Origin of the sequence: Streptomyces sp. NPDC006294 (assembly GCF_042870895.1) — a bacterium.
GTDB lineage: Bacteria > Actinomycetota > Actinomycetes > Streptomycetales > Streptomycetaceae > Streptomyces.
The window spans coordinates 212016-225254 of sequence record NZ_JBIAHV010000013.1; the positions used below are offsets into that span (position 1 = coordinate 212016).

Consider the following 13239-nt stretch of genomic DNA (forward strand, 5'->3'; position numbering starts at 1 on the left):
CGAAATCTGGACGATCACGACCGCCGTCAGGCGGTCGGACCGCCGAAGATGTCGATACGGTCGCCCTCGGCAAGGGTCACGATGGCGCGCTTGGTGTCAGCGCGCTTGCCGAAACCGGTGCGGGTGCGCTTGCGCTTGCCCTGACGGTTGATCGTGTTGACCCCGGTGACCTTGACCGAGAAGACCGCCTCGACGGCCTGCTTGATCTGGGTCTTGTTGGAGCCGGGCGCGACGATGAACGTGTACTTGTTCTCGTCGAGCAGGGCGTAGCTCTTCTCGGAGACCACGGGCTTGACGAGAATGTCACGCGGGTCCGTGAAGGTCTTGCTGGTGATCGTGGCCTCGGACATCAGGCCTCGCTCCCTTCGGTGTCGTTGGCGGCCTTGGGGCCGGACACGAAGGTCTCGAAGGCGGCCTGGGTGAAGACCACGTCGTCGGAGACGAGCACGTCGTACGTGTTCAGCTGGCCCGGCTCCAGGAGGTGCACCTGGGGCAGGTTGCGGGCGGACAGCCACGCGGCCTCGTCGGCCCGCTCGACGACCAGGAGCACGTGCTTGCGCTCGCTGATCCTGCCGAGCAGGGTCTTCGCGGCCTTGGTGGAGACCTCGCCCTCGACCACGCCGGTGACGACGTGGATGCGGGAGTTGCGGGCCCGGTCGGTGAGGGCACCGCGCAGGGCGGCGGCCTTCATCTTCTTCGGGGTCCGCTGCGAGTAGTCACGCGGCACGGGGCCGTGGACGACGCCACCGCCGGCGAACTGCGGCGCACGGGTCGAACCCTGGCGGGCGCGGCCGGTGCCCTTCTGGCGGTACGGCTTCTTGCCACCACCACGGACCTCGCCACGGCGCTTGACCTTGTGCGTGCCCTGACGGGCAGCGGCCAGCTGCGCGACGACGACCTGGTGGATCAGCGGGATGCTGATCTTGGCGTCGAAGATCTCGGCCGGGAGCTCAACGGTCCCGGACTTGTCGCCTGCGGGCGACAGAATGTCAATGGTGCTCATAGTCCTCAGGCCCCCTTGGCCGCAGTGCGGACCAGGACCAGGCCGCCGTTCGGACCGGGAACTGCGCCCTTGATGAGGAGCAGACCCTTCTCCGCGTCAACGGCGTGAACGGTCAGGTTCTGGGTGGTGACCCGCTCGTTGCCCATACGCCCCGCCATGCGGAGGCCCTTGAACACACGGCCCGGGGTGGCACAGCCACCGATGGAGCCGGGAGAGCGGTGCTTGCGCTGGGTGCCGTGACCGGCGCCGAGGCCCTTGAAGTTGTGACGCTTCATGACACCGGCGAAGCCCTTGCCCTTGCTCTTGCCCGTGACGTCGACCTTGACGCCGGACTCGAACACCTCGGCAGTGATCTCCTGGCCCAGCGTGTACTCGCTGGCGTCAGGGGTGCGGAGCTCCACCAGGTGACGGCGGGGGGTCACGTCGGCCTTGGCGAAGTGGCCCTTGAGGGGCTTGTTCACCTTGCGAGGGTCGATCTCGCCGAAGGCGATCTGGACCGACTCGTAGCCGTCGATGTCGTTCGTACGGACCTGGGTGACGACGCAGGGCCCGGCCTTGACTACGGTCACCGGGACGACACGGTTGTTGTCGTCCCAGACCTGGGTCATGCCGAGCTTCTCGCCCAGGACGCCCTTGATCTGCTTAGCCATCTCTTCCGCGCCTCTCAGAGCTTGATCTCGATGTCGACGCCGGCCGGAAGGTCCAGGCGCATCAACGAGTCAACGGTCTTGGGCGTCGGGTCGAGGATGTCGATCAGGCGCTTGTGCGTGCGCATCTCGAAGTGCTCGCGCGAGTCCTTGTACTTGTGCGGCGACTTGATGACGCAGTACACGTTCTTCTCAGTGGGCAGCGGCACCGGGCCTGCGACCGACGCACCAGTGCGGGTCACCGTCTCGACGATCTTCTTCGCCGAGGAATCGATGACCTCGTGGTCGTAGGCCTTGAGCCGGATGCGGATCTTCTGTCCCGCCATGGCTACTCAGTAGTCCTTTGTCTAGTGAAACGCTCTGGAACCCGGAGGGTCTTGCTCTCTTCATCCGACCCACGCGGTCGGGCGTGTCGCACTCCCTCTACGCAGATCTCCCGAAGGATTTCCCAACCAAGGGGGTGCGGCCATCGGCCGCGTATCGGGGGAAGAGCTCCCGCCGAGTGCCTGGCCGGTACCCCGCTGACACTTCCCGGAAGATTCCCGTACGTCCGCCCCGGTCTCTCCATCTGGAGAGGCGTGGAGCGACGAGTACTGTGGGACTCGCTTCCGGTCCTCCCGGCGGGAGGCGCGCAGCATCGGCACGCAACCGAGCAACCCGGACAGTCTGCCACACGGTTCCTCGCCCTGGCCAATCGAGCCCAGAAGAGTACCCCGCAAGGGTTGATCGTCAAACTGCGGCACGCGCGCCCACTCTCCGGACGATCATCAGGTACGGGTCACCGTGCCGCACTCGTCCTCGACGCCGACGGCCTCCCTGCTCCGGTCGTACGGGTCCACCGCGGGCCCCGAGGGGGTCGGCTCCCCGATGAGATCTGACGGGAACTGCGGCCGGAAGAACCCCTCCCGCTCGCCGCACGCGTCATTCCCCACGTCCGCCGCCCACTGGGTGACGACGAGCTTTCCGCGCGTCGTGATCACCTTGGCGGGGTCGTAGAGGGCAAAGGTCATGGCGCGCCGCACGATGGTCCGCGTCACCTCGGTCGCACCGGGCTCCGCCTTCGCCACCGGGTAGACGAAGGAGTGGTCGATGCTGACCAGCACCCCCTTGTCGCCATCCGCCCTGAACGTCATCCGGCCCCGGGTCTTCACCACGTCGCCGACCAGACGCACGTGGTCGGGGTCGAAGCGACTGAAGACGAGAGTGGGGTCGTCCTGCTCGTCCGGCTCGGCCAGCGCCTGCTCCAGATGTCCCCGCCCGTCCTTCTGGAGCGGGTCGAGCATCCCGAGCGCGGCCTTCGGATGCTCGCCGCTGAGCGTGGCCGGGTCCAGGTTGGCCGCGACGAGGAAGCTCTTGACGCTCTCGAGCGCGTGCGCGACCTGCTTCCTGCTCATGCCGCCCACCGCCTTCGCCTCCGGCATCACGATGCCGTCGGCGCCGTCCGCCCAGCGCGCGGCGGGCGACCCGCGGAACGGTTCCCTCAGGGTCGGGCTGTCGGGGAACGCGTCCTCGGGCGGCGCGGTCGTCGGCCGGGCCATCTCGGGGGCGAGCGGCGCGGCGGCGACGTCGCTCTCGCCACCGTCCGGGAGATGGTCGGTGACCAGCTCGGGCTTGGTCGCGACGACGGCGAGCCCGAGCAGCGCGAGCACGGCGACCGCGGACGTCACGCGCTTGCGCGGCGCCGTCGTCCCGTTCATCTCCTGCCAGGCCGGCCCGGTCCGCCAGCCCGGCGGCTGCGCGACGGCCGGCCTCGGCTTCCGGCCCCAGCGGCGCCCGCCCTGCCGGGCGGCCTCTGCATCCTGGGCCCGCAGCCGCTCCGTCACCATCCGGGCCCGGGCGGAGGGCTCCTTCGGAGCGCCGGCCCCGGCTTCCGCGTCACGGAGAAACGCCGCCCACTCGTCTTCGGAGACGCCCGGTCCGTCGCCGGACTGGTTCTCCGGCTCACTCTTGCTCACTGTGCCCGCCTCGCCGATGTGGTGCTGTCGTGCACATTCCACGGAGGCGATCAGCTGGGCGGCAAGGGCCGGTTCCGTACCGTGATGATCGCGTAACGCCCCCGATGCCGCGGGTGGGGCGGGCGAGCGGAGGTGGCGGGCCCCGGCGTCAGCGCTCCGACGCGTACGCCACGAATGCCGCCCACGCGGCGGACGTGACGGCGAGGCGGGGGCCGGGGACGTTCTTGGAGTCACGGACGTGGACGGCGTCGGGGGTCGTCCCGACCTCGACGCAGTCGGCTTCACTGCCATTGCCGCTGTAACTGCTCTTGTGCCACGCCAGATCGAAGCCGCCCCCGGCAGACGTCTTGCGGATCATGTCTCTCCCAGCACTTGCTCGACGAAGGCCAGTGACTCCCGTGGATTGAGAGCCTGCGACCGGATGATGCCATACCTCAGTTCGAGGATCTGGAGCTGTTTCGGGTCGGAAACCGGACGACCGTTGAAGGCTCCTTCGGAGCGACCGACCGCCGTGCCATCGCCGAACTTCAGGACCTCGATTCCGCCGTCCACTCCGGCGTGCGTCTCGCACTCGTTCAGCATCACCTGAAGGGTGACGTTGCGCAATCGGCCTACTTCCAGGAGCCGTTCGAGTTGTCGCCGCAGCACAGCCCTGCCTCCGAGCGGGCGCCGCAGCCTCGCCTCCTCCAGGACGAAGCTCAGCACCGGGGCAGGGCGCCGGTCGAAGACGGACCGCCGGGCCATGCGCCCGGCCACCGCGCGCTCGATCTCGTCGTCCTGGTACGGGGGCTGGCGCATCCCGAAGAGCGCGCGGGCGTACTCCTCGGTCTGCAGCAGCCCGTGCAGATCGTGGCTCCCGTAAGCCAGCAACTCGATCGTCTTCGCCTCCATGCGCGCCAGATCCCGGACCTTCTTCGGGTAGCGGACCTCCGCGACGTCCTTCTTCATCGCGGCGATCAGACCGCCCGCCCCCAACACCTCGTCCGCCTTGTCCAGGTACTCCGGGCGCGGGATCCGCTTGCCGGCCTCGACCTTGTAGACCAGATCCTCGCCGTAGCCGATCGCCGTCCCGAACTCGCCCGCCCGCATGCCCGCCGCCTCGCGGCGCAGCCGCAGCTGGCGGCCCACCGCCGCGACGACGGCCGCACCCGACTCGTCGTCCGGGTCGACCTCCCAACCCGGCTCGTCCGCATCCGCGTTGGCCCCGCCCGTTTCCATCGACACCCGCACCCACCTCCGACGTACTGCCGTACCTGGACGCCCCCTTACCCGTACCGCCCCGCCGGACAGGCCCGACAGCGTCGGACAAGCCCCGGACAGTGACCGTACGTACGCGGTTCGTCACTGTTCAGCGTAGGCGCGGCCCGCCACGCTGAGTGACGTGAACGAGAAGACCACCCGACTCATCGCCCCCACTCATCACTTCACGGTGATCCTGTCCCCCACGCCTCGAGGGGCGCGTCTCGCCCGGTTGCTCACCGTCGCTCAACTGCGCAGCTGGGGTATGCCGTCCGTGGTCACGGAGGCCGCCCAGCACGTCGTCGCCGAGCTTGCCGCGAACGCCTCGACCCACGGCCGGCTGCGCGGCCGGGACTTCCTCCTCGCGCTGTTCACCACCGCGGGCGACCAAGCACTCCGCATCGAGGTGACCGACACCCGCGGCGACCGGCTTCCCGCTCCGGCGCCCCGCCCTCCGGCCGCCGACGAGGAGTCCGGCCGAGGTCTGCTGCTGGTCGAGGCGCTGGCCGACCGGTGGGGCGTGGTGAGGGGACCGGTCCCGCGCAAGACGGTGTGGGCCGAGCTGCAGCTCGCGCCCCCGGCAGCCACTCCGCGGACCCGCGCAGGACTGACCCACTCCTGCGCAACATGCCCCGGATGACGACCACAGCCGAGGCCCGCAAGGATCTGGCGCTCGCCACCCTGGCCGCGATCACACACGGCGCGGGTTCGGAAGCCGGGACCATACTGAAGGCGTTGACCGGCGCGTTGCGGGATGCTCGGGACGACATCCGGTACCCGTTGATCGAATTTGTCTCACAGGGCCTGGGCACACTGCCGGCCGCAGAACTATGAAGGAAACTGGTGGCCGTGGACCTTTCTTTCTACAAGTCACCCATCTCGCAGGAGATCCGGGAGGAAGGCCGGGCGGAGGGCCGGGCGGAGGGCCGGGCCGAAGGCGAAGCGCGGAGCCTCTTCCTCGTGCTGGAGCGGCGTGGCATCCCCGTACCGGACAACGCCCGCGAACGGATCACCGGCTGTACCGACCCCGACCTCCTGCTCGAATGGCTCGGGCGCGCTGTGACCGCCACCACGATTCAGGAGATCTTCACCGATGAGGGACACCGCGACGAACAGCCGCGTCGTGATCCCGCCGATGAGTCGACGGCAATGAATCGGGACATGGGGCTCACCTGATCACCCGCTCCCGATCCGGGCGCCGTACGCCTCCGCATTGAGCCACCCCCCTACGACACGTGCGGTCACCACCACCGGAAATTCGGGCGATGGCCATGACCCGCGTCTCCCACAGCGACGGGCACGTCATCGACACGGGGGCTCGGTCACCATGCGTACGCACCACCCGCGGACCCGGCATCTGCCGTGGTCGCCCAGGGCGACGGCGGATGATGTCCGGGTCGGCGGTCTGGACGGGCTGCGCGGCCGGGAGGTCGTCGTCACGGAGAAGCTGGACGGGGAGAACACCACCCTCTACCGGAACGGGCTGCACGCGCGGTCGCTCGACTCGCCGCATCATCCGTCCCGGGCGTGGGTGAAGGCGCTGCAGGGCCGGATCGGGCACCACGTCCCCGAGGGCTGGCGCGGGTGCGGGGAGAACATGTTTGCCCGGCGCTCGATCGCGTACGACGACCTGGACAGCTACTTCTACGGCTTCTCCGTGTGGGACGAGCGCGGCCGGTGCCTGGACTGGTGCCGCACCGTTCCGTTTCTGCGGCGGCTCGGGATTCCCGTGCCGCGTGTGCTGTGGCGCGGCACGCTCGACGAAAGGGCGCTGCGAGCGCTGGAGTCGGACCCCGTGCGCCAAGAGGGGTACGTCGTCCGCACCACCGACGGCTTCGCGGCCGAGGAGTTCGGGCGGCGGGTCGCCAAGTGGGTACGGGCCGGGCATGTGTCGGCACTCCCCGAACCGGGCGTCCACTCCTGGCCCGCCCCTTCGCGCACTCCCCCACCCGCTACGCCATCCGCCTCGGCCCGACCCCGCCGGACGCGGCCCGGCTCGCGGAACGCGCGGCCCCGTGGCTGCGGGGACTGGCGCGGACGACGGTGACGTACGCACCCGGCGGCGAGGTCCCGACCCTGCGCTGAGCGGGCGGACAAGCGCTGCCGCCCTCGGCATAACACCGTGTTATGGCAGAACGCTATTACCCAACTCCGCCGTCCCCTGGCGATCCTGATGGCTCCTGGACACCCCCACACGCGTCCCCGCGCGTGTCTTCGGAAATGAGGAGCCTTGCGAATAGCCAGGTTGTTCACGGCACTTGCGGCTGCCCTGCTGGCCGCCCTGACCATCGCGCCCACCGCCACGGCCGCCACGTCCCCGGCGCCCGTGCCCAGCGGCCCGCAGCCGATCATCGGCGGCGGCTACGCACAGAACGCCCCGTGGGCGGCACGCCTCTTCTCGAACGGCAGAGAGACCTGTTCGGCGTCGATCATCGCGCCGACCTGGATCCTGACCGCCAAGCACTGCGTCAGCGGCGGCGGGCTCGCCTTCCGTATCGGCAGCCTCGACCAGCACAGCGGCGGCACCGTCGCGTACGGGACGCAGACGATCACCCACGGCTCCGACCTCGCGCTGGTCCGCCTCGACCGCTCCGTGTCCGCGAGCTACGCCCGGCTCGGGCAGCCGGGCTCGGTGTACGTCGGCCAGAACGTACAGGTCTACGGCTGGGGCGCGACTTCCCGGTGCGGCTCGGAGGCCAACTGCCAGTCCCAGTACCTGAAGGTCGCCAACGTGACCGTCACCGGTGGCTGCCGTGACGCCTACGGCGGCTCGGCGATCTGCGCCCGCCGCGGCGACGGCATCACCGCCGGCGGCGACTCCGGCGGCCCGATGATGGCCGGCGGCGTCCAGGTCGGCGTCGCCTCCACCAGCGACCGCCAGACCACGACGGCGTACACGAACGTGACGGCGTACCGCTCCTGGATCCAGTCCGTCGCGGGCGTCTGACCCCACTGCCGGGTCCGACCCACGGCCGCTGAGGTCACTCCGACGTCACAGTGCCCCGCCCGCCCGGGCGGGGCACTGTGATCTGTGGACCGGTGCGGTCGGTGTCCTCCCGCGGGGCCCCGGCGCCGGAGTCCCCGGCTCGCTCCGGGCGCAAGCCCGGTCGCTACGACGCCTGACCGCCGCCGCTACTCACCCGGGGCGGGGGCGGGGGCGGGCCCGGCGGGACCCCGCTCCGCTCGAACAGGAACCGAACTGGCAGGCAACCTCCGGCGTCCGTCCCCCGTCTAGTTGATCGCGGTGCGCCGGTCTCGACCAGCCGGCCCGCCGACCTGGGGAGAGCACGGTACGCAGACGGGGGCGACGCCCGGCCGCTGCGGGGGAAGCGGACGGAGCACGACGCGTGGACGACAGAGCTGTGTCAGGGCCGGCCCCTGCCCCGAACCGGCCCCGGCGGCGCAGTGTCGTCGCGGCCGCCTCCGCCCTCGCGGCGGCCGCCTCCGCCGCGCTCGTCTCGTGTTCCGTGCCGGCGCCGCGGCGCACCGGGCCCGTCGCCGATCCCGCGCCCGGTATGCCCATCACCACCTCGCGGCGGGCACAGCTGATGCAGATACTGGCGCACCCGGACGACGACCTGTACTTCATGAACCCGGACGCCCGGCTCATGCTGGACTCGGGGGTCCCGCTGGTCTGCGTCTACGTCACGGCCGGCGAGCACAACGGCATCAACCGGATACCCGGGCGGGCCGCCGCTCCCGCCGACAAGGGCGCCTACTCGTCCGCCCGGCACCAGGGCCTGCGCCAGGCCTACGCGACCCTGCTCGGCCTGGACAAGTTCACGGACTGGCACAAGGGCGTCGCGACGCTCCGCGGCGACCGGCGGGCGGAGATCAACACGCTCGCCGACGGCAACCGCCGCGTGGAGCTGATCTTCCTCAATCTCTCCATGCACAGCCCGCGCCGCTGGACGGCGCTGCCCAGCCTCTGGCACGACCGCGCGCTGAGCGTACGGACGGCGATCGCCGACGACTCCCCCGTCCGCCGCGCCGACAGCTACGACTACGACGAGCTCATCGACGTCCTCGTGGGCCTGATGGAGCGGTACCGGCCGACCGTGATCCACACCCTCGACCCGGATCCGGACATCCAGTTCAGCGACGAGGCGACCCGTAAGCGGGACAGCGAGCAGCCCGGCTACTCGGACCACGCCGACCACACCGCCGTCGCGTCCTTCAGCTGGGCGGCCATGGTGCGCTGGGTCGCCGAGAGCACCAGGGACGGCGGCGGGATACCGGCCTTCGTCGCCACCTCGTTCCGCGGCTACTACAACCGCCACTGGCCGAAGAACCTGCCGCTGCCGGTCCTCGAACGGAAGGCGTCGCACCTGGTCCCGTACGGCGGTGACCCCGACTGGGAGTGCGGCAACAGCGGGGGCTGCGGCGACTACGGCGTCGGCGGCCGGCGCCCGCTGACCAACACCAAGGGCTGGGTGCGCTCGACCCATCGCCGCTATCCCGGCGCACGAGCGGCCGTCGCCACCGACCCGGACGGCCGGCTCGTCGCCTACGGTGTGCTCGGGTTGCGGGCCGTGCGCTGGCGGGAGACCCTGCCGGGCAGCGGGAACTGGGACGAGCCGGACGACCTCGGCGGCGGCCCGCTCGCTCCCGTACTGGGGACGGCGGCCCTCGCGGACGGCCGCCGGCTGGTCTTCGCGCTGCGGTTCGCGGAGATCAGCGGGCACCGAGGGGGCAACTCCCGCGAGATCGTGCTGCTGGAGCAGCGCGCCCCGGGCGGGGAGTTCCACGCCTGGCGGGGGCTGGGGAACCCGGAGCGCTCCGACAGCCGCGGGCGGCGCATCGGTGTGCCGGTGGCGGTCGCCGCGCCCGACGGGCGGGTCCATCTGTTCGTACGCGACGCCGACAAGGGCGTGAGCACCCGGGTCCGTGACGCCGACGGCGGCTGGAGCGACTGGCGGGCGCTGGACGGGGACGCCGAGGTCCAGGACGGTCTGACCGCCGCGGTGGACGGCGCCGGCCGGGTCCACCTCTTCGGCACGGGCCGCGACACGGTCCACCACTGGGCCCAGGACGCACCCGGCGAGCCGCTGCGCCACCGGCCCGCCGGCCGGCTCCCGGCCGCCGTGGACCAGCCGGCCGTGCTGACGGGCCCCGGGCCGGACGGCTCCGTACGGCTGCTCTACCGGACCGAGGCGCCGTGGCGGCGCACGTCGCCGGCGGACTCGCGCGGCAGCGCGTCCCCACGGGCGGCCCTGTTCACGGCGGAAGGCCAACGGCTGTCCGCAGGCTTCCGCTTCGACGGGTACGGACCGCTCACCGCGGCACCCGGCCGGCCCGGCACGGAACGGGAGGCCGGTACGCCGGACGGGCGCGGCGGGTCGTACGGCCAGGTGCTCGTGGGCCGGGATCTGCACGGCCGGGTCCAGATGCACCACGACGGCCGGCTGCTGACCCGCACCACCGGCCCCGTGCCGCTGGACACGCCCGCGCCGGCCGTCACACCCGCCGGGCCGACGCTGGTGGGCATGGGACCGGACGCCCACCCGTGGATCTGGTCGCCCCGCGAGGGGGCGGCGGCCACGACGGGCTAGACCCGGCTGGCCCGGCGAGGCCGCCGCACGCGGGGCGGAAACGACGAGCGGGATGGCCCGGGGCGGACCCCGGACCATCCCGCTGTGTTCATCCGGCTGTGCCGTGCACAGCCCCCGCGTCACATCACTCGCTGAAGTAGCCCGTGATGTCCGCGATCAGGTGGACCGTGCCGTCCCAGTTGTAGAAGTTCACCTTGCCGTTGACCACCGGCACGATGACCAGGTTGGGGACGGTCTCCCCCTGCACATAGTTCAGGCTCGACGCGCTGGTGCGCGTCGTGCCGTCCGGGTAGACCGCCGCGTAACTGTGCGGAGCCGTCGGCTTGGTCGCCGTCACGTTCAGCACGACCGCGGTCACACCGGTCGCCGGAACGCCCTGGACGCCGGAGACCTGGAGGGTGACGACACCGCCGTCACCGACCGGAGCCTGCGGCACACCGAGACCGGTACGGGTGTCCATCAGGCGCTTCGGCGTGACGTTGTAGTGCGACGCGCCCTCACCGCCCGCCATGAAGTACCCGGTGACGTCGGCGATCAGATGGACCGTGCCGTCCCAGTTGTAGAAGTTCACCTTGCCGTTGACCACCGGCACGATCACCAGGTTCGGCGTCGTCTGGCCCTGGACGAAGTTGAGACTCGACGCACTGGTGCGCGTCGTACCGTCCGGGTAGACCGACACATAGCTGTGCGGAGCCGTCGGCTTGGTCGCCGTCACGTTCAGCACGACCGCGCTGACCCCGGCCGGCACGTCCTCGACGCCCGCGACCTGGAGGGTGACGACACCGCCGTCACCGACCGGAGCCTGGGGCACGCCCAGACCGGTACGGGTGTCCATGAGCCGCTTCGGGGTCACCGGGTAGTGCGTCGACCCCTGGGCGGCGGCGTCGCCGCTCATGTAGTAGCCGGTGACGTCCGCGATCAGATGGACCGTGCCGTCCCAGTTGTAGAAGTTCACCTTGCCGTTGACCACCGGCACGATGACCAGGTTCGGCTTGGTCTGGCCCTGGACGAAGTTGAGGCTGGACGCGCTGGTGCGCGTCGTGCCGTCCGGGTAGACCGACACATAGCTGTGCGGAGCGGTGGGCTTGGTCGCCGTCACGTTCAGCACGACGGCACCGACCCCGGTGGCCGGGATGCCCTGGACGCCCGTCACCTGGAGAGTGACGACACCGCCGTCACCGACCGGAGCCTGCGGCACGCCCAGACCGGTACGGGTGTCCATGAGCCGCTTCGGCGTCACCGGGAAGTAGCTCTTCGCCTCGGGCACCGTCACCGTCGCGGCGGTGGCGGAGACCGCCTTGCCGGACTGGTGCACGCCCTTGACGAGAAGCCGGTGCGTGCCGGGCGGCAGTGTCGCCGTGGCCGAACGCCGGTTCCCCTCGACGGTCGCCACGGGCGTGCCGTCGGCGAGCAGCTCGAACCGGGAGATGAGCGAACTGGGCGTGGTGGTGGACCACTTCACGGTGACCGGCCCGGGGCTCTCGTAGCCGCTGCCGCCGGGAACCGCTCCGCCACCGACGTCGGTGACCTTCAGGTTCTGCACGGGGCCGGCGGCCAGCGTGCGGATGCCGGGCAGCTGCGGGTAGAGCTTCATGCCCGGGCACTGGGTGTTGAAGCCGTCCCGGTGACCGGAGATCTGGTCGAACGTGTACGACTGCCCTGCGGTGAACCGGGTGCCGTGGTAGTTCGTCTGCGTGGCGCCGGCGACCAGCGTGGTCTTGCCCGCGGGGTCGCCCCCGTACTGGCCCAGCTTGTAGGCGGACATCCGCGCCACCGCGGTCTGCGCGGCGCTGCTCGCGCCGACGTCCGTGTAGTCGCCGATGACCGAGACGCTTGTCGACTCCGCGTTGAAGCCGTAGGTGTGCGCGCCCTGGACGGGCTGGTCGATGCCGCCCTGCCGGCCCTCGAAGATGGTGCCGCACTTGTCGACGAGGAAGTTGTAGCCGAGGTCGCGCCAGCCGTTGGTCTGCACGTGGTAGACGTGCAGCGACCGGACGACGGCCGCCGACTCGGTGCAGTCGTACGCACCGCTCGCGGTGTGGTGCACGAAGACGGCCTTGATCCGGCCGTCCGCCAGATAGATGGGGCCCTCGTCGTTCATGGTCTCGTCCGCGCCCCATTCGGCGCGAGTGACCACCGGCGGCTGCGGAACCGTGGACGGCGGGCCCGGCTCGACCGCGGAAGCCGCGAAGGCGGCCGGCTCGGCGTTCAGATCGCCGCCGGACTGCTCCGCGCCGTCCTCGGCGATCGGGTCGACCATGTCGAGACGGAGGCCGGCCGGCAGCTTCCCGGCAGCCGCTCCGTCGCTCACCCTTACCTCGGCGCCGTTGGAGCGTCCCACCCAGACGGGCTCCGTCGAGCCGCGTTCCGCGGGGCGCTCACCGTCGAGGCCGGGCAGATACGGCTCGAGTTCGATCCAGTCGGACCACTCGCCGGTCTCCGCGCTGCGCGTACGGGCCTCGATCGTGCCCGCGACCTCGGCGTCCGGGTCGGGCCACGAGACGCCCAGCATGCCGAACGGCTCGGTGCCGCGCCGCGAGAGCGCCGCCTCGCCCTTGCCCTGGGACTTCAGGGCGAGCTTGTGGACCTTGCTCTTGACCGGGCCGTTCTCCTTGGCCCGGGCGCTGTATGCCGACGGGGTCTCGTCGGCCTTCTTCTGTGCCTGCGTTTCAGCTTCGGAACCGCCCGCGATCCCCTGGACGCCCAGGACCGCAACGACACCGAGGGCAGCGGCGACGGCTGTGCCGCGCACTCGTCCCAATCTCAAAGTTGTCCCCACCCCTTAGTGGACATGTCACAGCTGACCCGCGTGATAGTACGGGCATCAACTGACACTCCCGTTA

13 protein-coding genes and 1 pseudogene are annotated in these 13239 nt (G+C 70.9%); 6 read left to right on the plus strand and 8 right to left on the minus strand.

The features are described from left to right. Nucleotides 1-26: 26 nt before the first annotated feature. The 7 genes from rplW to ACFYOP_RS24070 form a co-directional block, all read right to left on the minus strand. On the minus strand, nt 27-350 hold the full coding sequence (rplW, locus tag ACFYOP_RS24040) for a 50S ribosomal protein L23 (RefSeq protein WP_356898593.1): 324 nt from the start codon (nt 348-350) through the stop codon (nt 27-29). Further along, complete coding sequence (gene rplD / locus ACFYOP_RS24045) at nt 350-1003, minus strand: 50S ribosomal protein L4 (protein WP_356898594.1); 654 nt, start codon at nt 1001-1003, stop codon at nt 350-352. The genes rplW and rplD overlap by 1 nt, the downstream gene beginning before the upstream one ends. A gap of 5 nt (nt 1004-1008) precedes the next feature. After that, nucleotides 1009-1653 (minus strand): 50S ribosomal protein L3, encoded by a 645-nt coding sequence (gene rplC, locus ACFYOP_RS24050; protein ID WP_356898595.1) that lies wholly within the window; start codon nt 1651-1653, stop codon nt 1009-1011. Nucleotides 1654-1667: 14 nt separating this feature from the next. Then, nucleotides 1668-1976, minus strand: coding sequence for a 30S ribosomal protein S10 (rpsJ, locus tag ACFYOP_RS24055; RefSeq protein ID WP_003948644.1), 309 nt, complete (start codon nt 1974-1976; stop codon nt 1668-1670). A gap of 441 nt (nt 1977-2417) precedes the next feature. Further along, nucleotides 2418-3605 (minus strand): hypothetical protein, encoded by a 1188-nt coding sequence (locus ACFYOP_RS24060; protein WP_356898596.1) that lies wholly within the window; start codon nt 3603-3605, stop codon nt 2418-2420. A 148-nt stretch (nt 3606-3753) separates the two neighbouring features. After that, nucleotides 3754-3963: a DUF397 domain-containing protein gene (locus tag ACFYOP_RS24065; RefSeq protein ID WP_356898597.1), complete on the minus strand. Its 210-nt coding sequence runs from the start codon at nt 3961-3963 to the stop codon at nt 3754-3756. Beyond that, on the minus strand, nt 3960-4823 hold the full coding sequence (locus tag ACFYOP_RS24070; protein WP_356898640.1) for a helix-turn-helix transcriptional regulator: 864 nt from the start codon (nt 4821-4823) through the stop codon (nt 3960-3962). The genes ACFYOP_RS24065 and ACFYOP_RS24070 overlap by 4 nt, the downstream gene beginning before the upstream one ends. 163 nt (nt 4824-4986) lie before the next feature. Here ACFYOP_RS24070 and ACFYOP_RS24075 point away from each other — a divergent pair, with 163 nt between their 5' ends. The 6 genes and pseudogenes from ACFYOP_RS24075 to ACFYOP_RS24100 all read left to right on the plus strand — a co-directional run bounded on the left by ACFYOP_RS24075 (nt 4987) and on the right by ACFYOP_RS24100 (nt 10396). Next, the gene (locus ACFYOP_RS24075; RefSeq protein WP_356898598.1) at nt 4987-5484 is read left to right on the plus strand and encodes an ATP-binding protein; all 498 of its coding nucleotides are present in this window, start codon (nt 4987-4989) and stop codon (nt 5482-5484) included. Beyond that, entirely contained in the window at nt 5481-5678 is a 198-nt protein-coding gene (locus ACFYOP_RS24080) for a hypothetical protein (protein ID WP_356898599.1), read from the plus strand. The genes ACFYOP_RS24075 and ACFYOP_RS24080 overlap by 4 nt, the downstream gene beginning before the upstream one ends. A 9-nt stretch (nt 5679-5687) precedes the next feature. Then, on the plus strand, nt 5688-6020 hold the full coding sequence (locus tag ACFYOP_RS24085; protein WP_356898600.1) for a hypothetical protein: 333 nt from the start codon (nt 5688-5690) through the stop codon (nt 6018-6020). Between the two features lie 151 nt (nt 6021-6171). Further along, nucleotides 6172-6735, plus strand: a pseudogene (locus tag ACFYOP_RS24090) (RNA ligase family protein); the annotation flags it as partial. 339 nt (nt 6736-7074) lie between these two features. Beyond that, nucleotides 7075-7791, plus strand: coding sequence for a trypsin-like serine protease (locus tag ACFYOP_RS24095; RefSeq protein ID WP_356898601.1), 717 nt, complete (start codon nt 7075-7077; stop codon nt 7789-7791). A 400-nt stretch (nt 7792-8191) separates the two neighbouring features. After that, on the plus strand, nt 8192-10396 hold the full coding sequence (locus tag ACFYOP_RS24100) for a PIG-L family deacetylase (protein ID WP_388452707.1): 2205 nt from the start codon (nt 8192-8194) through the stop codon (nt 10394-10396). Between the two features lie 124 nt (nt 10397-10520). Here the strand turns inward: ACFYOP_RS24100 and ACFYOP_RS24105 are convergent, their stop codons facing one another. After that, entirely contained in the window at nt 10521-13148 is a 2628-nt protein-coding gene (locus tag ACFYOP_RS24105) for a peptidoglycan recognition protein (RefSeq protein WP_356898602.1), read from the minus strand. Between the last annotated feature and the right edge of the window lie 91 nt (nt 13149-13239).

What these genes read in the sequence shown, in the direction of transcription:
- ACFYOP_RS24065 (WP_356898597.1), bottom strand. Translation starts at nt 3,963, where the DNA reads ATGATCCGCAAGACGTCTGCCGGGGGCGGCTTCGATCTGGCGTGGCAC.
- rplW (WP_356898593.1), bottom strand. Translation starts at nt 350, where the DNA reads ATGTCCGAGGCCACGATCACCAGCAAGACCTTCACGGACCCGCGTGAC.
- ACFYOP_RS24070 (WP_356898640.1), bottom strand. Translation starts at nt 4,823, where the DNA reads ATGGAAACGGGCGGGGCCAACGCGGATGCGGACGAGCCGGGTTGGGAG.
- rplD (WP_356898594.1), bottom strand. Translation starts at nt 1,003, where the DNA reads ATGAGCACCATTGACATTCTGTCGCCCGCAGGCGACAAGTCCGGGACC.
- rpsJ (WP_003948644.1), bottom strand. Translation starts at nt 1,976, where the DNA reads ATGGCGGGACAGAAGATCCGCATCCGGCTCAAGGCCTACGACCACGAG.
- rplC (WP_356898595.1), bottom strand. Translation starts at nt 1,653, where the DNA reads ATGGCTAAGCAGATCAAGGGCGTCCTGGGCGAGAAGCTCGGCATGACC.
- ACFYOP_RS24080 (WP_356898599.1), top strand. Translation starts at nt 5,481, where the DNA reads ATGACGACCACAGCCGAGGCCCGCAAGGATCTGGCGCTCGCCACCCTG.